22 protein-coding genes are annotated in these 16,809 nt (G+C 69.2%); 1 reads left to right on the plus strand and 21 read right to left on the minus strand.

The features are described 5' to 3' along the window. Positions 1-2 precede the first annotated feature (2 nt). The 8 genes from rpsC to rpsJ are packed head-to-tail and all read right to left on the minus strand — an operon-like array spanning position 3 to position 4,233. Positions 3-755, minus strand: coding sequence for a 30S ribosomal protein S3 (gene rpsC / locus EV187_RS13100; RefSeq protein ID WP_130353515.1), 753 nt, complete (start codon positions 753-755; stop codon positions 3-5). After that, entirely contained in the window at positions 755-1,120 is a 366-nt protein-coding gene (gene rplV / locus EV187_RS13105) for a 50S ribosomal protein L22 (protein WP_130353516.1), read from the minus strand. The genes rpsC and rplV overlap by 1 nt, the downstream gene beginning before the upstream one ends. A gap of 26 nt (positions 1,121-1,146) precedes the next feature. Continuing rightward, a complete protein-coding gene (gene rpsS / locus EV187_RS13110) occupies positions 1,147-1,428 on the minus strand; it encodes a 30S ribosomal protein S19 (RefSeq protein ID WP_056734934.1) in 282 nt (93 codons plus the stop codon). A gap of 12 nt (positions 1,429-1,440) precedes the next feature. Further along, positions 1,441-2,280, minus strand: coding sequence for a 50S ribosomal protein L2 (rplB, locus tag EV187_RS13115; protein ID WP_130353517.1), 840 nt, complete (start codon positions 2,278-2,280; stop codon positions 1,441-1,443). Positions 2,281-2,297: 17 nt separating this feature from the next. Further along, complete coding sequence (gene rplW / locus EV187_RS13120; RefSeq protein ID WP_130353518.1) at positions 2,298-2,600, minus strand: 50S ribosomal protein L23; 303 nt, start codon at positions 2,598-2,600, stop codon at positions 2,298-2,300. Continuing rightward, positions 2,597-3,256, minus strand: a complete 660-nt coding sequence (gene rplD, locus EV187_RS13125; RefSeq protein WP_130353519.1) for a 50S ribosomal protein L4 — start codon at positions 3,254-3,256, stop codon at positions 2,597-2,599. The genes rplW and rplD overlap by 4 nt, the downstream gene beginning before the upstream one ends. 3 nt (positions 3,257-3,259) lie before the next feature. Beyond that, complete coding sequence (gene rplC, locus EV187_RS13130) at positions 3,260-3,916, minus strand: 50S ribosomal protein L3 (protein ID WP_056734926.1); 657 nt, start codon at positions 3,914-3,916, stop codon at positions 3,260-3,262. An 8-nt stretch (positions 3,917-3,924) separates the two neighbouring features. After that, positions 3,925-4,233, minus strand: a complete 309-nt coding sequence (gene rpsJ / locus EV187_RS13135) for a 30S ribosomal protein S10 (RefSeq protein ID WP_017201594.1) — start codon at positions 4,231-4,233, stop codon at positions 3,925-3,927. Positions 4,234-4,717: 484 nt separating this feature from the next. On the opposite strand from rpsJ, the gene EV187_RS13140 reads away from it, so the two are divergent. Beyond that, positions 4,718-5,194, plus strand: coding sequence for an OsmC family protein (locus tag EV187_RS13140; RefSeq protein WP_165391183.1), 477 nt, complete (start codon positions 4,718-4,720; stop codon positions 5,192-5,194). Between the two features lie 12 nt (positions 5,195-5,206). On the opposite strand, the gene EV187_RS13145 is transcribed toward EV187_RS13140, so the two are convergent. The 13 genes from EV187_RS13145 to EV187_RS13205 all read right to left on the minus strand — a co-directional run bounded on the left by EV187_RS13145 (position 5,207) and on the right by EV187_RS13205 (position 16,739). Continuing rightward, a complete protein-coding gene (locus tag EV187_RS13145; protein ID WP_165391184.1) occupies positions 5,207-6,436 on the minus strand; it encodes an acyltransferase family protein in 1,230 nt (409 codons plus the stop codon). Positions 6,437-6,703: 267 nt separating this feature from the next. After that, positions 6,704-7,897, minus strand: coding sequence for an elongation factor Tu (gene tuf, locus EV187_RS13150; RefSeq protein WP_130353522.1), 1,194 nt, complete (start codon positions 7,895-7,897; stop codon positions 6,704-6,706). 111 nt (positions 7,898-8,008) lie between these two features. Further along, the gene (gene fusA, locus EV187_RS13155) at positions 8,009-10,123 is read right to left on the minus strand and encodes an elongation factor G (protein ID WP_130353523.1); all 2,115 of its coding nucleotides are present in this window, start codon (positions 10,121-10,123) and stop codon (positions 8,009-8,011) included. An 85-nt stretch (positions 10,124-10,208) separates the two neighbouring features. Then, positions 10,209-10,679, minus strand: coding sequence for a 30S ribosomal protein S7 (gene rpsG / locus EV187_RS13160; RefSeq protein ID WP_056734916.1), 471 nt, complete (start codon positions 10,677-10,679; stop codon positions 10,209-10,211). Beyond that, positions 10,679-11,053 carry a 30S ribosomal protein S12 gene (rpsL, locus tag EV187_RS13165; protein ID WP_022889720.1) on the minus strand — a complete coding sequence of 125 codons (375 nt, stop codon included), beginning with the start codon at positions 11,051-11,053 and terminating at the stop codon, positions 10,679-10,681. The genes rpsG and rpsL overlap by 1 nt, the downstream gene beginning before the upstream one ends. A gap of 316 nt (positions 11,054-11,369) precedes the next feature. After that, positions 11,370-12,023, minus strand: coding sequence for a spermidine/putrescine ABC transporter substrate-binding protein (locus EV187_RS13170; RefSeq protein ID WP_130353524.1), 654 nt, complete (start codon positions 12,021-12,023; stop codon positions 11,370-11,372). Positions 12,024-12,097: 74 nt separating this feature from the next. Then, positions 12,098-12,574 carry a DUF6121 family protein gene (locus tag EV187_RS13175; protein ID WP_130353525.1) on the minus strand — a complete coding sequence of 159 codons (477 nt, stop codon included), beginning with the start codon at positions 12,572-12,574 and terminating at the stop codon, positions 12,098-12,100. 106 nt (positions 12,575-12,680) lie between these two features. Next, complete coding sequence (locus EV187_RS13180; RefSeq protein WP_130353526.1) at positions 12,681-12,968, minus strand: WXG100 family type VII secretion target; 288 nt, start codon at positions 12,966-12,968, stop codon at positions 12,681-12,683. A gap of 120 nt (positions 12,969-13,088) precedes the next feature. Then, a complete protein-coding gene (locus EV187_RS13185) occupies positions 13,089-14,000 on the minus strand; it encodes a hypothetical protein (RefSeq protein WP_130353527.1) in 912 nt (303 codons plus the stop codon). Then, on the minus strand, positions 13,997-14,542 hold the full coding sequence (locus EV187_RS13190) for a hypothetical protein (RefSeq protein WP_130353528.1): 546 nt from the start codon (positions 14,540-14,542) through the stop codon (positions 13,997-13,999). Before EV187_RS13190 ends, EV187_RS13185 begins: the two co-directional genes overlap by 4 nt. After that, on the minus strand, positions 14,539-15,159 hold the full coding sequence (locus EV187_RS13195) for a hypothetical protein (protein ID WP_130353529.1): 621 nt from the start codon (positions 15,157-15,159) through the stop codon (positions 14,539-14,541). Before EV187_RS13195 ends, EV187_RS13190 begins: the two co-directional genes overlap by 4 nt. Continuing rightward, positions 15,156-16,424: a hypothetical protein gene (locus EV187_RS13200; RefSeq protein ID WP_130353530.1), complete on the minus strand. Its 1,269-nt coding sequence runs from the start codon at positions 16,422-16,424 to the stop codon at positions 15,156-15,158. The genes EV187_RS13195 and EV187_RS13200 overlap by 4 nt, the downstream gene beginning before the upstream one ends. Before the next feature lie 12 nt (positions 16,425-16,436). Then, positions 16,437-16,739, minus strand: a complete 303-nt coding sequence (locus EV187_RS13205; protein WP_130353531.1) for a flagellar protein FlgN — start codon at positions 16,737-16,739, stop codon at positions 16,437-16,439. Positions 16,740-16,809 lie beyond the last annotated feature (70 nt).

A 16,809-nucleotide genomic window follows, 5' to 3' on the forward strand; every position in this document is an offset into this window, starting at 1 on the left:
GGTTATGCCTCAACTCCTGCTGCCACCGGCTCCTGCGCCTTGGGCGCACGGCGGGGGCGGTCATTGCGGTCACCGCGCGAGGGCTTCTGCGAAGCCTGCTCGCGGGCGAGCTCCTTGTTGGTGATGTCGCCCTTGTAGATCCAGACCTTCACGCCGATGCGGCCGAAGGTGGTCTTCGCCTCGTAGAAGCCGTAGTCGATGTTCGCGCGGAGCGTGTGCAGGGGCACCCGGCCTTCGCGGTAGAACTCCGAACGGCTCATCTCGGCGCCGCCGAGGCGGCCCGACACCTGGATCCGGACGCCCTTGGCGCCGGCGCGCTGTGCACCCTGCAGGCCCTTGCGCATCGCGCGGCGGAAGGCCACGCGGGCGGAGAGCTGCTCGGCGATGCCCTGGGCGACGAGCTGGGCGTCGGCCTCGGGGTTCTTCACCTCGAGGATGTTGAGCTGGATCTGCTTGCCGGTGAGCTTCTCGAGGTCGGCGCGGATGCGCTCGGCCTCGGCGCCGCGGCGGCCGATCACGATGCCGGGACGCGCCGTGTGGATGTCCACGCGGACGCGGTCGCGGGTGCGCTCGATCTCGATGCGCGAGACTCCCGCGCGGTCGAGCGACGTCTGGAGCAGGCGACGGATCTTGACATCCTCGGCGAGGTAGTCGGCGTAGCGCTGTCCGGGCTTCGTCGAGTCGGAGAACCACCGCGACACGTGGTCGGTGGTGATGCCGAGACGGAAGCCGTACGGGTTGACCTTCTGACCCATTACTTCGTACCCTCCTCGGGCGTGGCGAGCACGACGGTGATGTGGCTCGTTCGCTTGTTGATGCGGAAGGCACGACCCTGCGCGCGCGGCTGGAATCGCTTGAGGGTGGTGCCCTCGTCGACGAATGCGCGGCTGATGTAGAGGTCCTGCTCGTCCAGGTAGGTGTTCGAGGCGTCGGCCTTGACGCGAGCGTTCGCGATGGCCGAGGCGACGAGCTTGTACACCGGCTCGCTCGCACCCTGGGGTGCGAACTTCAGGATGGCGAGCGCCTCCTGTGCCTGCTTGCCGCGGATCATGTTGACGACGCGGCGGGCCTTCATGGGGGTGACGCGGATGTGTCGCACGCGTGCGATCGACTCCACCATTTCTTCTCCTCCTTCACGTCACCGCGTCAGCGGCGACGGCCCTTCTTGTCGTCCTTCACGTGTCCACGGAAGGTGCGGGTGGGGGCGAACTCACCGAGCTTGTGGCCCACCATGGTCTCGGTGACGAACACCGGGATGTGCTTGCGGCCGTCGTGCACGGCGATCGTGTGACCCAGCATCGCCGGGATGATCATCGAACGACGCGACCAGGTCTTGATGACGTTCTTGGAACCGGCCTCGTTCTGCGTGACGACCTTGCGAAGCAGGTGGTCGTCGACGAAGGGGCCCTTCTTGAGACTGCGCGGCATCTTCTTCTACTCCTACTTGCGCTTCTTGCCGACGGTGCGACGACGGACGATGAGCTTGTCGCTCTCCTTGTTGGGGCGACGGGTGCGTCCCTCGGACTGGCCCCACGGGCTGACCGGGTGGCGACCACCGGAGGTCTTGCCCTCACCACCACCGTGCGGGTGGTCGATCGGGTTCATGGCGACACCGCGGACGGTCGGGCGGACGCCCTTCCAGCGCTTGCGGCCGGCCTTGCCCCAGTTGATGTTCGACTGCTCGGCGTTGCCGACCTCGCCGATCGTGGCGCGGCAGCGCGCGTCGACGTTGCGGATCTCGCCCGAGGGCAGGCGCAGCTGGGCGTAGGGGCCGTCCTTCGCCACGAGGCGAACCGAGGCTCCGGCCGAGCGGGCCATCTTCGCGCCGCCGCCGGGGCGGAGCTCGATGGCGTGCACCACGGTACCCGTGGGGATGTTGCGCAGCGGCAGGTTGTTGCCCGGCTTGATGTCGGCGTTGGGGCCCGACTCGATGGGGTCGCCCTGCGACAGCTTGTTCGGCGCCAGGATGTAGCGCTTGGTGCCGTCGGCGAAGTGGAGGAGTGCGATGCGAGCCGTGCGGTTCGGGTCGTACTCGATGTGCGCGACCTTGGCGGGCACGCCGTCCTTGTCGTTGCGACGGAAGTCGATCACGCGGTACTGGCGCTTGTGGCCACCACCGATGTGACGGGTCGTGATGCGACCCTGGTTGTTGCGACCACCGGTCTTCGACAGCGGGCGGAGCAGCGACTTCTCGGGCGTCGAGCGCGTGATCTCCGCGAAGTCGGCGACCGACGAACCGCGACGACCCGGGGTCGTGGGCTTGTACTTACGAATAGCCATTCTTATTCCTCTGCTCCCTAGCCGACAGCCGTGAAGATGTCGATCGAGCCGGACTTGAGGGTGACGATCGCGCGCTTGGTGTCCTTGCGCTTGCCGATGCCGAACCGGGTGCGGCGGGTCTTGCCCTGGCGGTTCAGGGTGTTGATCGACGCCACCTGGACGTTGAAGATCTTCTCGATCGCGAACTTGATCTCGGTCTTGTTCGCGCGGGGGTCCACGGTGAACGTGTACTTGCCCTCGTCGATCAGGCCGTAGCTCTTCTCCGAGACGACGGGCGCGATGATGATGTCGCGCGGGTCCTTGTTGTGTGCGGCGCTCATGCGGAGACCTCTTCCTTCTTCGCCGTCTTCGCGGCGATGAACGCCTCGAGCGCGGCGGTGCTGAAGACGATGTCGTCGGAGACGAGCACGTCGTAGGCGTTCAGCTGGTCGACCCGCAGCACGTGCACGGTCGGGATGTTGCGCACGGCGCGCTCCGACAGCTCCTCGTCCCGCGTGAGCACGACGAGGTAGTGCTTGGCGGGCGCGATGCCCTCGAGCAGCGCGACGGCCTCGCGGGTCTTCGCGGTGTCTCCCGCGAAGGCCTCGACGGCGTGGATGCGGCCGCCGCGGGCGCGGTCGGAGAGGGCGCCGAGCAGGGCTGCGGCGATCATCTTCTTGGGGGTGCGCTGCGAGTAGTCACGCGGCTGCGGGCCGTGGACGATGCCACCGCCGGTCATCTGCGGCGCGCGGATCGAGCCCTGGCGGGCGCGGCCCGTGCCCTTCTGCTTGAAGGGCTTGCGGCCGGCGCCGGACACCTCGCCGCGGGTCTTGGTCTTGTGGGTGCCCTGACGCGCGGCGGCGAGCTGGGCGACGACGACCTGGTGGATCAGCGGCACGTTGGTCTGCACGTCGAAGAGCTCCGCGGGGAGCTCGATCGTGCCGGACTTCTTGCCGGTGACGTCGAGGGTGTCGATGGTGTTGGTCGCGGTAGCCATGGACTACGCCCCCTTCACTGCGTTGCGGACGAAAACGAGACGGCCGCGTGCGCCGGGGACGGCGCCCTTGACGAGGAGGAGGCCCTTCTCGGCGTCGACGGCGTGCACGCGGAGGTTCAGCACGGTCACGCGCTCGCCACCCATGCGACCGGCCATGCGCATGCCCTTGAAGACACGGCTGGGGGTCGACGAAGCACCGATCGAGCCGGGCTTGCGGTGGTTGCGGTGCGAACCGTGCGAGGCGGAGACGCCCTTGAAGTTGTGGCGCTTCATGACACCGGCGAAGCCCTTGCCCTTGCTCGTGCCGACGACGTCGACGAGCTGGCCGGCCTCGAAGGTGCCGTCGGCGGTGAGCTCCTGGCCGAGCTCGTAGCTCGACGCGTCGGCGGTGCGCACCTCGGCGAGGTGACGACGCGGGGTGACGCCGGCGGCCTTGAAGTGGCCGGACGCGGGCTGGTTCACCTTGCGCGGGTCGATGGCGCCTGCGGCGATCTGCACGGCCTCGTAGCCGTCCTTCTCCGCCGTGCGGAGCTGGGTGACGACGTTCGGAGCGATCTCGATGACGGTGACGGGAACCAGCTTGTTGTTCTCGTCCCACACCTGGGTCATGCCGAGCTTGGTGCCGAGCAGACCCTTCACGTTCTTGGTAGCGGAAGACATCTGTTACCTCAGAGCTTGATCTCGATGTTGACGTCGGCCGGGAGGTCGAGTCGCATGAGCGAGTCGACGGCCTTGGGCGTCGGGTCCACGATGTCGATGAGGCGCTTGTGGGTGCGCATCTCGAAGTGCTCGCGGCTGTCCTTGTACTTGTGGGGCGAGCGGATGACGCACACCACGTTCTTCTCCGTCGGAAGCGGCACGGGGCCGACGACCGTGGCACCCGCGCGGGTCACCGTGTCGACGATCTTGCGCGCCGAGGTGTCGATGACCTCGTGGTCATACGACTTCAGTCGAATGCGGATCTTCTGTCCCGCCATTGCTGACTCTCTCTCTGTCAAGGCGTCATACCCCTTCCGAGGGCATCGGACGCCGCGTAGCTACTCCGTGTGAAGCACCACTGTTCTTCTGTCAAAGGCCGTGATCGAGCCTGTCGAAACCACCCCGCTCGCGCGGTGGTCTCGGCACGCTCGACCCTTGAGCCCCAACCGGCCCCCGCGCTCGGGCGTGTCGCCCTCGCGAAACGGGCATGGAGGACCCATGCTCGAATTGGTTGTCGGTTGTGTGTTCTGCTGCCTGCGGCCTAGCCTGACCCGTGGGGCTCCGTGAGCTTTCGGTGGCTATGCACTGCCTGGCAGTGATTCGAACGGCACGCAGCGAGGCACGCCGTTCGAAATGTTGAACTCATCGAGTTTGCCACAGTCGGGGCATCCGTGCAACCCGGGCGTGTCGCGCGCCTCCCGGTTCACAGGCAGGTCGCAGCGAACGGGCTCTCCCGGGGCGAAACGTGGTGGAATCGATGACGTGACGACGACAGACGAGCCCACCGCAGAGCACGCCCACCAGGTCAGCGGGCGCATCGCGCCCGGAAGCGTCTCGGTGACGCGCGTGGGGCCACGGATGTACCAGGGGCTCAACGAACGCGGAGCCACGCTGCTCGTGGGCGGGCCCGAGCTCGAGGGCGAGCACTTCTCGCCGGGCGAGCTCCTCAAGCTCGCGCTGATCGCCTGCTCCGGCCTCAGCGCCGACCGTGTCACGGCGCGACGGCTCGGCGAGGACTTCGCACTGACGGTGTGGGCGCACGGCAAGTCCGACCACGACACGAACCGCTACACCCGGATCGAGGAGGAGTTCCTGCTCGACCTGTCGAGGCTCGAGCCCGACGAGCGCGAGCAGCTCCTCGTCGTGATGACCAAGGCCATCGAACGCGGATGCACGGTGGCCCGCACGATCGAGGAGGTCGTCGAGCTGCCGACCACGATCGACGGCACCCAGGTCTGACCCGCGCCGCCCTCACTCGCCGTCGCCGGCGTGCCGGCAGAGCGCGTACGGCTGCTCGACGGTGTAGCCGGCCACACCCGAGCTGAGCAGCACGACGGCGGCGACCGCCGCGGCGGAGGCGACCGCGATGCGTCGCGCCCGGGGCATCCGGAGCCGCTCGCGCGGGACGACGCGCCGGAACGGGTCCTCGATCCAGCGCTTGGAGGCGTCGGCGACGACGATCGACAGCACGAGCAGGAGCACCATGACCGGGGCCTGGCTCGGCTGCCCCACGATGTACGGCGTGAACATGATGATCGGCCAGTGCCAGAGGTAGAGCGAGTAGGAGATGCCGCCGAACCACTGCATGGGTCGGAGGCCGGCGACCGGCGCGAGCGACAGGGCCGCGCGCGGCATCCCCGCCCAGATCACGACCGCGGTGCCGAGCACCGGCACCAGGGCGATCGCACCGGGGAACACCTCGGGGTCGGTGAACGTGCGTGCCGCGACCGCGATCGCGGCGAGGCCGAGCCACCCGGCCAGCGCGCGCGTGCGCCGCAGCCGCTCCCCCACGACCGCGGGCACGATGGCCAGCAGGCCGCCCACGCCGAACTCCCAGGCCCGAGAGAGCGTCGAGAAGTACGCCAGGTTGTGGTCCTGCCCGGTCAGGATCACGCCGTGCACGAACGAGGCCACCGTCGCCACGGCGAGCACGGCCGCGACGAGCGCCAGGCGGCGACGTCCGAGCCGCACCGCCAGCCAGAGCGCGAGGATGATGAGCAGCGGCCACACGAGGTAGAACTGCTCCTCCACCGACAGCGACCAGAAGTGCTGGACCGGCGTCGACTCGAGGTCGGCCCGGTTCGGGATCTGCGAGTCGCGCGCCAGGTGCCAGTTCTGCACGTACAGCGAGCTCGAGAGGATCTGCTGCAGGAACGGCCGCCACTCGACCTGCGGCACGAACAGGAGGGTCGCCACCGCGCAGGCGCTCAGCACCGCGAGGGCGGCCGGCAGGATGCGCCGAGCCCGGCGCACGTAGAACTCCTTGAGCCGCACGCGCCCGTGCCGCTCGGCATCGCGGAGCAGGAGTCCCGTGATCAGGAAGCCGGAGACGACGAAGAAGACGTCCACGCCGACGAAGCCGGCCGGGAGGACCGCGGGCCAGAAGTGGTAGAGCACGACGCAGCCGATCGCCACGGCACGCAGTGCCTGGATCTCGGGCCGGACGGGTGCTCGCACCGCGGTCGCAGAAGATGAGGACATCCGTTCGAGGGTAGGCAGGCCCCCGGACGAGGTACAAAACGAGCGTGGGGGTTGACAGGAGATTGCCGGGTCCCCGAAACGTGCCGTCATCAGGGAGCGACCCCTGTCGGTTCCGCACCGTCGCGGGGACGACGAAGGGGCCGGGCCCGACGCACCGGCGCTGTCCCGACCCCTGTCGGTTCCGCACCGCCGCGGGGACGACGAAAGGGGCCGGGCCCGAAGGCCCGACCCCTGTCGGTTCCGCACCCGCGCGGGGTGCGAAGGGTGTTACTTGATGATCTTCGTGACCGTGCCGGCGCCGACGGTGCGACCACCCTCACGGATGGCGAAGCCGAGGCCCTCCTCCATGGCGATCGGCTGGATGAGCTCGACCGTCATGTCGGTGGTGTCGCCGGGCATGACCATCTCGGTGCCCTCGGGCAGCGTGATGACGCCGGTGACGTCGGTGGTGCGGAAGTAGAACTGCGGACGGTAGTTCGCGTAGAACGGGTTGTGACGCCCGCCCTCCTCCTTGGAGAGGATGTACGCGGTGCCCTCGAAGTTCGTGTGCGGGGTGACCGAACCGGGTGCGACGACGACCTGGCCGCGCTCCACGTCCTCGCGCTTGGTGCCGCGGAGGAGGAGACCGCAGTTCTCGCCGGCCCACGCCTCGTCGAGCTGCTTGTGGAACATCTCGATGCCGGTGACCGTGGTCTTCTGCGTCGGGCGGATGCCGACGATCTCGACCTCGGAGTTGATCTTCAGCGTGCCGCGCTCGGCGCGACCCGTGACGACCGTGCCACGACCGGTGATCGTGAAGACGTCCTCGATCGGCATGAGGAACGGCTTGTCCTTGTCACGCACGGGGTCGGGGATGGAGTCGTCGACGGCCTCCATGAGCTCGAGAACGGACTGCGTCCACTTCTCGTCGCCCTCGAGGGCCTTCAGGCCCGAGACGCGCACGACCGGAGCGTCGTCGCCCGGGAAGCCCTGGCTCGAGAGCAGCTCGCGGACCTCGAGCTCGACGAGCTCCAGGATCTCCTCGTCGTCGACCATGTCGGCCTTGTTCAGCGCGACCAGCAGGTACGGCACGCCGACCTGCTTGGCGAGCAGCACGTGCTCGCGGGTCTGGGCCATCGGGCCGTCGGTCGCCGCGACCACGAGGATCGCGCCGTCCATCTGCGCCGCACCGGTGATCATGTTCTTGATGTAGTCGGCGTGACCCGGGGCGTCGACGTGCGCGTAGTGGCGCTTCGGCGTCTCGTACTCGACGTGCGAGATGTTGATCGTGATGCCGCGCTGACGCTCCTCGGGAGCCGAGTCGATCGATGCGAAGTCACGCTGCACGTTGGTTGCCGACGGGTACTTGTCGGCGAGCACCTTCGAGATCGCTGCGGTGAGCGTGGTCTTGCCGTGGTCGACGTGACCGATCGTACCGATGTTGACGTGCGGCTTGGTCCGCTCGAACTTGGCCTTAGCCACTGTGGGTCCTCCTCAGGACTCGTGTAGGAACCCCGGGCGCTGGATTGCGACCGGTGTGCTACGGGATTTGTTGATATGTTACGCGAACCGGCTGGCTCGTGCGTCGGAGGGCTATTCGCCCTTGTTCTTCTGGACGATCTCGTCGGCGACAGCCTTCGGGACCTCCGCGTAGCTCTCGAACTCCATCGAGTACACCGCGCGGCCCGAGGTCTTCGACCGCAGGTCGCCGATGTATCCGAACATCTCCGAGAGCGGGACGTGCGCACGCACGACCTTCACGCCTGCGGCATCCTCCATCGACTGGATCTGACCGCGACGCGAGTTCAGGTCGCCGATGACGTCACCCATGTACTCCTCAGGGGTGCGGACCTCGACGGACATGAGCGGCTCGAGCAGAACCGGGTTCGCCTTCCGAGCGGCTTCCTTGAAGCCCATCGAGCCGGCGATCTTGAACGCCATCTCCGAGGAGTCGACGTCGTGGGCTGCGCCGTCGAGCAGGATGCCCTTGACGCCGACCATCGGGTAGCCGGCCAGGATGCCGTACTGCATGGCGTCCTGGAACCCGGCGTCGACCGAGGGGATGTACTCGCGCGGAACGCGGCCACCCGTGACCTTGTTCTCGAACTCGTACGTCTTGTCGGCCGTGATCTCGAGGGGCTCGAGCGCGAACTGGATCTTCGCGAACTGGCCCGAACCACCCGTCTGCTTCTTGTGGGTGTAGTCGTGCTTCTCGACCGCGCGCTTGATGGTCTCGCGGTACGCGACCTGGGGCTTGCCCACGTTCGCCTCGACCTTGAACTCCCGCTTCATGCGGTCGACGAGGATGTCGAGGTGCAGCTCGCCCATGCCCTTGATGACGGTCTGGCCGGTCTCCTGGTTGAGCTCGGTGCGGAAGGTGGGGTCCTCCTCGGCGAGCTTCTGGATCGCGGTGCCGAGCTTCTCCTGGTCGGCCTTCGTCTTCGGCTCGATCGCGACCTCGATGACCGGGGCCGGGAACGTCATCGACTCGAGGACGACCTGGTTGTCGGGGTCGCACAGGGTGTCACCGGTGGTGGTGTCCTTCAGGCCGATGACCGCGTAGATGTTGCCCGCGGTGACCGAGTCGACCGGGTTCTCCTTGTTGGCGTGCATCTGGAAGATCTTCCCGATGCGCTCCTTCTTGGACTTGGTCGAGTTGATGACCTGGCCGCCCGAGTCGAGGTGACCCGAGTAGACGCGGATGTAGGTGAGGCGACCGAAGAACGGGTGCACCGCGACCTTGAACGCGAGCGCCGCGAAGGGGTCGTTCGCGTCGGGGTGACGCTCGATGACCTCGTCCTCGTTGCGCGGGTTGCGACCCTCGACCGCCGGCACGTCGAGCGGCGACGGCAGGAAGTCGATGACCGCGTCGAGCATGGGCTGCACGCCGCGGTTCTTGAACGCGGAGCCGCAGAGCACGGGGTAGATCTCGGAGTTGACGGTGAGCTTGCGGATCGCGCCCTTGATCTCGGCGACCGTGAGCTCCTCGCCGCCGAAGTACTTCTCGAGCAGCGCGTCGTCGGTCTCGGCGACGGTCTCGAGCAGCGCGGCCCGGTACTCCTCGGCCTTCTCCTTGAGGTCGGCGGGGATCTCCTGCACCTCGTACTTGGCGCCCATCGTCACGTCGCCCTTCGAGTCGCCGGGCCACACGAGCGCCCGCATCTCGATGAGGTCGACGACGCCGACGAAGTCGCTCTCGGAGCCGATCGGGAGCTGGAGCACCAGCGGCTTCGCGCCGAGGCGCTTGACGATCGTGTCGACCGTGAAGTAGAAGTCGGCCCCGAGCTTGTCCATCTTGTTGACGAAGCAGATGCGCGGCACGTCGTACTTGTCGGCCTGGCGCCAGACCGTCTCGGACTGGGGCTCCACGCCCTCCTTGCCGTCGAAGACGGCGACGGCACCGTCGAGCACGCGCAGCGAACGCTCGACCTCGACCGTGAAGTCGACGTGGCCCGGAGTGTCGATGATGTTGATCTGGTTCTTGTTCCAGAAGCAGGTCACGGCGGCAGACGTGATCGTGATGCCGCGCTCCTTCTCCTGCTCCATCCAGTCGGTCGTCGAGGCGCCGTCGTGGGTCTCGCCGATCTTGTGGTTGACGCCCGTGTAGAACAGGATGCGCTCGGTGGTGGTGGTCTTGCCGGCATCGATGTGCGCCATGATGCCGATGTTGCGGACCTTGCTCAGGTCGGTGAGCACGTCTTGTGCCACGGGGGTTCCTCCGGGGAAGTCAGGAGTGGAAAAGGTGGGGTGAGCGGATGCCGCGAAGCGCCGCCTCGCGGCATCCGCCCATCGACTACCAGCGGTAGTGGGCGAAGGCGCGGTTCGACTCGGCCATCTTGTGGGTGTCCTCGCGGCGCTTGACCGCGGCACCGAGGCCGTTCGACGCGTCGAGGATCTCGTTGGTGAGACGCTCGGTCATCGTCTTCTCGCGACGGGCCTTCGCGTAGCTCGTGAGCCAGCGCAGGGCGAGGGTGTTGGCGCGGTGCGGCTTGACCTCGACGGGGACCTGGTAGGTCGAGCCACCGACGCGGCGCGAACGCACCTCGAGGGTGGGGCGCACGTTGTCGAGCGCCTTCTTGAGGGTGGCGACGGCGTCCTGGCCGGACTTGGTCGCGACGTTCTCGAGCGCCTCGTAGACGATGCGCTGCGCGAGGTCCTTCTTGCCGTCGATCAGGATCTTGTTGACGAGCTGGCTGACGACCGGCGAGCCGTAGACGGGGTCGGCGACGACGGGGCGCTTCGGAGCGGGTCCCTTGCGAGGCATTACTTCTTCTCCATCTTCGCGCCGTAGCGGCTACGAGCCTGCTTGCGGTTCTTCACGGCCTGCGTGTCGAGCGCGCCGCGGATGATCTTGTAGCGCACGCCGGGGAGGTCCTTCACACGACCGCCGCGCACGAGCACCATCGAGTGCTCCTGCAGGTTGTGGCCCTCACCGGGGATGTAGGCCGTGACCTCGGTGCCGTTCGAGAGCTTCACGCGGGCGACCTTGCGGAGCGCCGAGTTCGGCTTCTTCGGGGTGGTGGTGTACACGCGCGTGCACACGCCGCGCTGCTGGGGGTTGGCCTTCAGGGCGGGAGCCTTGGTCTTGGTGACCTTCGGCGAGCGACCCTTGCGGACCAACTGCTGAATGGTTGGCACTGCTTCTCCTTGTTATTGCTGCACGGTGACAGCGTTGATGGATTTCACATCACGACCCACCGGCACCGCAGAACTGCGGGGCCTTGGAGTGGTGGGTATGCCGTGGGGGCGACCATCGAGGTGCCCTTGGAGTGTGCGTCTGCTGCGAACCGGAGGTGTGACATGCTGGAGGCGATCTGGGATCGTTTCGGCAGGCACGGTTCAAGCGCGCGTCAACGCGCACACCCGATCAATGGTAATGCCGCGTAACCTTGCGGTCAAATGAGGGCGGATGCCGCGGGGCGCATGTTCTCCGCAGGCGGAATGCGCGGGCCTGTCAGGGGCCGCCCGGCCACCCCGGCGCGTCGAGCTCGCGGTCGAGGTCGGCGAGGAGCTCCTCGACCTGCGGCTCCACGTAGGCGACCAGGGCGAACCCGATCCGCTCGCGGTGCTGTGCCAGCTCCACGCAGATGCGGCGGCCGAGCTGCTTCGCGAACTCGTCGGCGAGTCGGACCTCCTCGCGCAGGGCCTCCTTCTCCTCGCGCGTGAACGGGCGCGGCGCCGGCTCGTTCGCCTCCGCCGCGGTGTCCGCCTCGAGTCCGGTCAGCGTGAAGAGGAAGGGTTGGTCGGGCACGGGTTCGGGGTCGAGGTCGAGGCCGAGGAACTCGGGGTCGAGCCCCTCCCCCGCGCGATACGGGCGACGCGCCTTGCGCTCCTCGGCGAGGCGGATCTCGCGGTGCAGCATCGGCAGGTTCCGCGCCGTGTAGTCGTCGACGGCGGCGTCGATGATGCCCTTCATCCGCATCGAGAACGCGTGCTGCACGGGATGCGGCACGTCGACGTCGAGGCCGGCGGCGGCGAGGATCGGCGAGCCGAAGCAGCGGGTGCAGAGCCGGACCCGGGCGCGGTGGGTGCCCGGACGCCACCGGGGCAGCCAGGCCAGCCACCGGTCGACCTCGTGGCTCACGCGCGCCTCGATCGATCCCTCCACGCGTTCACGATACTGCGCGGCCGTGCCCGCGCCGCCGACTTGCGCATCGGCTGGCGCGCCGCGCGCGGCATCCGTCACTCCTCGTCGTCGCGCTCCCAGGGCCAGCGCGGTCGCTCCATGCCCATCGACCGGCCACGCGCGACGAGCGCCGCGAGCGAACCGACGACCGCCGCGAGCGCCGGGATGAGCAGGCCGAACCAGCCGATGCCGAAGCCGACGCCGAAGAACGCGGAAGGGGTCACGAGCCCGGTGGCAAGGGCGTAGCCGACGGTGGCGACGACCACGGCCGCGAGCCAGCTCCAGAGCGCGGAGAACACCACGCTCGGCCACTGGCGGTCGGGACGGCGGAGCGTGTGCGCGAGGGTCAGCAGCACGGCCGCGACGGACGCCCCGATCGCCGCGGGACCCACGAGGAGCCCGGCGGCGGGGTCCACGATCACGTCGGCGTCGGTGAGGAGGCTCACGAAGCCGTACGCGCACACGACGAGCGCGAGGTCGAGGGCGGCGGCGAACGCGGCCACGACCCACGCGTTGCGACGTGCGGCATCCATCATCCGAGCGTACGCCGGGGGCCGGGCCGGCGTCCGGTGCGCGGCGGGGGCCGTACACGACGGAGGGGGACGAGCGGTTCGCTCGTCCCCCTCCGTCGTGTACGGCTCAGCCGCCGGCGAGCTCCTGGTCGAGGTCCTGGATCGCCTGCATCATGCCGCGGAGCGCTTCGCCCATCTCGCCGATGCCGTCGACGGCCGACTTCAGGCCGGTCGTGAGCTCGTCGTAGCCCTGGCCGAACTTGCCCGACGCGTGCTGCGTCTTGAAGTCGTTGCCGAGCAGGTTGTCGACCGCGCTCTTCAACTGGTCGAGTTGACCCTGGATGTCGTCGCGGGCGTCCGACAGCTTGTTGGACATCGCCTCCATCTCGCCGTACGAGGCGCCGAAGTCTGCCATGGTGAAACCTTCCTGGTTCGAGTGTCGAGCAACGCGCTCGGGATCGTTCGTTCCCTCACGCTATCCAGCCGCCGGGGACCGGCCAATGGGCAGCGGTCCCCATGCCCGGCGAGCCCGGGGTCAGCGAGTCGCGGCGGGCAGCGCCACCAGCACCGGCGCGCCCTTCGCCCCGATCGACGCGGCGGCGGCGGTCGCCGTGCGATCGAGGATGAGCAGTCCGGGCACGTGGGGCGCAGTGCCGGGCGCGACCATGCCCCGGCGTTCGAGCTCGCGGTACGCCGCGGCGACCTCGCCGTCGGCCCGCGCCCGGTCGGCGGCGGGGAGCTCGGCGAACAGGTCGCGCACCCGATCTGCGGCACGGTCGATGACGGCGGATGCCTCGCGCCCGAGTTCCGACCCGAACGTGCCGAGACGCTCGTCCTGCCTGCTGCGGTCGGCACCGGACATGCGCCGTCGCACGGCGAGGGACCCGACCGCGAGCGCGGCCTGCACGACCGATGCGACCGCGCCGGCGACGAACCACGGCGCGGTGCCGGGCTCCCCGCCGACGACGTTCCAGGCGCCGACGAGGCTCGCGACGCCGAGGACCACCGGCACCCACGCGACCGCGACGGCACCCGACGTGGGCGGCACGTCGGCGCGGAGCGGCAGGAGCGACCCCGCCATGCCGGCGACGGCCACCGCGAGCGCGACCACGATCCACGGGAGCGCGGTCTCGAGGTCGAACGCGGCGCGGCTGAAGACGGCGGCGAACGCGCCCGCGGCCGCGATGAGCGAGGCGAGCAGCGACACCGTGCGCCACCCGGAGCGCTGGAGCCCCGCCGCGGCGCCCGGGTCCACCCCGCGCAACTCGGCGATGCGGCGCGTGCGGATGGCCCGGATCTCCTCGACCGCGTCGGAGGCGAGCGCCTCGACGCGGCGCAGGTAGGCGGGCGTCGACGCCAGGGCGCGACGATCGAGCTCCGCCGTGCGCACCCGGACGTCGGTCGCCGAAGCCGATGCGGCCCACGCGGCGGCCGAGCGGGCGCTCACCCGACGACCCGGAGCGACCCGACGACCGGGTCGGCGTAGAGCTGCATCGCGCCGGCGACATCCGTGCGGGCGAGCTCCGAGTAGACGATGCCCAGCAGCCCGTCGACGAGGAGGCCGTACGCGATGCCCGCGAGGTGCTCGCCGTCGCGATCGGTCTCCGCCGCGACGTAGGCGATGCGGTAGCCGTGCGGCACGGTGTCCGTCTCGAACTCCGAGATGGTCGGCTCGAGGAGCAGTTCGACGCCCGGCAGCATCCAGGTGAGCGGATCGGCCTCGACGCCGGGCGGGGCGGGCTGGAGCAGCACGTGCATCACGCCCGTCATCGGCAGCTCGACCGGGCGGAAGAACAGCGAGGTGTCCACGCCGGTCCGCCGACGCCGCAGCGCCTCGCGGGCCGCGCCCTCGATCACCTCGCCGTACGGCGCCAACGAGGATCCGGCGTAAGCCGTGCGTTGCTCGGCCACCCAGAGCTCATCGGCCTGCGCCGCCGGGTCGGGCATGACCGACCAGACGTCCGCCGGGTAGGACACCTCGAACCTCACTCGCCGCTCCATCTGAAGGTCGACATGATCGCGTCGACGAGCACGCCGTACGCGCCGATCGACGACTCGTCGAGCGCCTCGCCCGCCGACGTCGGCAGCACCGCGCTGAAGAGCAGGGCCTCACGTCGACCCGTGCCGGGGACCGGTATCAGGTAGTTGAACGAGCGCGTCGTCACCCGGCCGCCCGACAGCTCCTGGCTGCCGTCGGCGACCCAGCGCATCACCACGCCGGCATCGTCGAGGGGGCGGGCGCCGTGGTCGCGGACGAGGGCGCGCACGCGACCGTCGAGCGAGGCCCCGTGCGGCTCGGTCGCCCGCACCGCGGTGATGGCGAGCGGCAGCATGAGCTCAGCAGGCACGCGCTCCTGGTAGATGAGGCGCACCGGGTCGCGGCGGAGGAACTCGTCGGCGGCGCGCTCGGTCATCGAGCGCACCTGCGCGTCGAGGTCGGGGCGGTGGACCGACCGGAACACGGCCGACGCGCGCGCCGCGAGCTCGGCGAAGGCCTCGCGGGTGGGCTCGACCGAGACCCACCCGGCCGGCAGCAGGAGCACGAACGGCGGCACCCGCCTGCGATCCGCGGCACCGAGCAGTTGATCGCGAAGGCTGGCAGTCATCGCCACGAGTCTATGGCCCGCTCCCGGCCGTGGTCCTCGACCTTGCCGTTCAGGAAGTCGAGCTGGGTGATGCCCGTCGCGTAGACCTGGAGGCCGGGCAGCAGCCGGTCCACGCCCTGTACGGCGCCCCAGGAATCGCCGACGCCGTAGAGGCGTCCGAGGAACATGTCCATCGAGTTCGTGAGCTGGGTGTTCTGCCACACGTACGGCGTGCCCGAGCCGATGCGCTGGATGAGCCGGGAGCCCGACGTGGCCAGGTCGTACGGGATCATGGTCGACACGCGGCTCCAGTCGGCTCGCGCCAGGTCGTCGATCCGGCCGAGGTGGGTGCGCACCGCCGCGAAGTCCTCACCGGCGAGCATCAGGTTGCGGAAGCCCGAGAGCTTCGGGAACCGGCTCCCGGCGCTCGCCACCGACCCGAGGTCGGCGAGCTTGCCGAGCTTGCCGAACGGGATGACGCCCACGATGGCGAGTGCCAGGTCCTTCCCGTCCTTCCTGCCCTTGGCGAACAGCACGATCGTGCCGAGCAGCGCCACGATCGCGACGATCGTCGCGAGCGCCGCGATCAGCGGCCCGCCGACCACGAGCGCGAGCACGAGCAGCGCGAGACCCGCCCACTCCATCACCTTGACGAGCGCCTCGAAGAACGGGAGCGCGTCGTCCCAGAAGCCGTCCTTCACCCCGTCCTCATTGACGTCGCGGAGGCCGTCGACCGCATCGTCGTAGGCGTCCTCCCAGGTGTCGTAGTGGCCGTCGAAGCGGCGCGCGGCCGCCTCCCACTCGGACTTGGCCGAACCCAGGTCGCCCTCCGCGCCGGCCGTCGCGTCGTCGCGAGCGGTCGTCGAGCCGTCGTCGCCCGCGGGCACGTCGGCCGCGTCGTCGACGCTCGCCGCCCGCGTCCTCACCGTCTCCCACAGCGATTCGCAGTCGCCCACGGCGGCGTTCAGCGACGCCGAGACGTCGACGAGCGCCTCGCCGTAGGCCCGCAGCACCTCCCCGCTCGGCAGGTAGCGCTCCCCCGCCTTCTTGAGGTCGGCGTGCACGTCGGCCGACTGGTCCTTGATGGCGTCGAGCGAGTCGCCCCGGCCCACCTGGCCGTCGGCGATGAGCTTCAACGTGTTGGCCGCCCGCTGCATCCGCTCGCCCAGGCTCTCGATCGCCGAGCCGCGCGCGACGATCGCGCCGCCGTCGCCCTGCAGGCGCTCGATCTCGCGCCCCTTCGGCGACTCGGGCATGAAGCGGTGGTGGTAGGCGGTGCTCCCCATGTGCGTTCTCCGTCAGCCCTTCTGCTCGAGTTCCTTCGCGAGGTCCTCGTCGAACTGCTGCCAGCTCGTCTTGACCCCCTGCACCTGCTCCTGCAGCTCGTGCAGGTGGCCCTTCAGCGTCTCGCGCTTGTCGTCCCACGCCCCCTCGAACTCGTCGGCGGCATCGCGGAGCTCGCGGCGGCCGAATGGTCGCCCGATCGCCTCGACCAGCGCACTCGTCGAACCCCCGGCATCCTCGAACTCGACGATGATGTCCTTGAGGGCCGCGTTCAGCTCCTCCATCGACGAGAGCGGGATCTCCACGCCGTCGCTCATCAGGGCCTCCTCGGTGGTGTCTGGCGGTGCTCGTTCACGATATCCACGGGGTCGCGCGGCCCGGTATGGG

The sequence above is a fragment of the Agromyces ramosus genome (assembly GCF_004216665.1).
Lineage (GTDB): Bacteria > Actinomycetota > Actinomycetes > Actinomycetales > Microbacteriaceae > Agromyces > Agromyces ramosus.

Coding starts and splice junctions, on each gene's coding strand:
- rpsC (WP_130353515.1), bottom strand. CDS start 755: ATGGGTCAGAAGGTCAACCCGTACGGCTTCCGTCTCGGCATCACCACC.
- rplV (WP_130353516.1), bottom strand. CDS start 1,120: ATGGTGGAGTCGATCGCACGCGTGCGACACATCCGCGTCACCCCCATG.
- rpsS (WP_056734934.1), bottom strand. CDS start 1,428: ATGCCGCGCAGTCTCAAGAAGGGCCCCTTCGTCGACGACCACCTGCTT.
- rplB (WP_130353517.1), bottom strand. CDS start 2,280: ATGGCTATTCGTAAGTACAAGCCCACGACCCCGGGTCGTCGCGGTTCG.
- rplW (WP_130353518.1), bottom strand. CDS start 2,600: ATGAGCGCCGCACACAACAAGGACCCGCGCGACATCATCATCGCGCCC.
- rplD (WP_130353519.1), bottom strand. CDS start 3,256: ATGGCTACCGCGACCAACACCATCGACACCCTCGACGTCACCGGCAAG.
- rplC (WP_056734926.1), bottom strand. CDS start 3,916: ATGTCTTCCGCTACCAAGAACGTGAAGGGTCTGCTCGGCACCAAGCTC.
- rpsJ (WP_017201594.1), bottom strand. CDS start 4,233: ATGGCGGGACAGAAGATCCGCATTCGACTGAAGTCGTATGACCACGAG.
- EV187_RS13145 (WP_165391184.1), bottom strand. CDS start 6,436: ATGTCCTCATCTTCTGCGACCGCGGTGCGAGCACCCGTCCGGCCCGAG.
- rpsG (WP_056734916.1), bottom strand. CDS start 10,679: ATGCCTCGCAAGGGACCCGCTCCGAAGCGCCCCGTCGTCGCCGACCCC.
- EV187_RS13175 (WP_130353525.1), bottom strand. CDS start 12,574: ATGGATGCCGCACGTCGCAACGCGTGGGTCGTGGCCGCGTTCGCCGCC.
- EV187_RS13180 (WP_130353526.1), bottom strand. CDS start 12,968: ATGGCAGACTTCGGCGCCTCGTACGGCGAGATGGAGGCGATGTCCAAC.
- EV187_RS13195 (WP_130353529.1), bottom strand. CDS start 15,159: ATGACTGCCAGCCTTCGCGATCAACTGCTCGGTGCCGCGGATCGCAGG.
- EV187_RS13200 (WP_130353530.1), bottom strand. CDS start 16,424: ATGGGGAGCACCGCCTACCACCACCGCTTCATGCCCGAGTCGCCGAAG.
- EV187_RS13205 (WP_130353531.1), bottom strand. CDS start 16,739: ATGAGCGACGGCGTGGAGATCCCGCTCTCGTCGATGGAGGAGCTGAAC.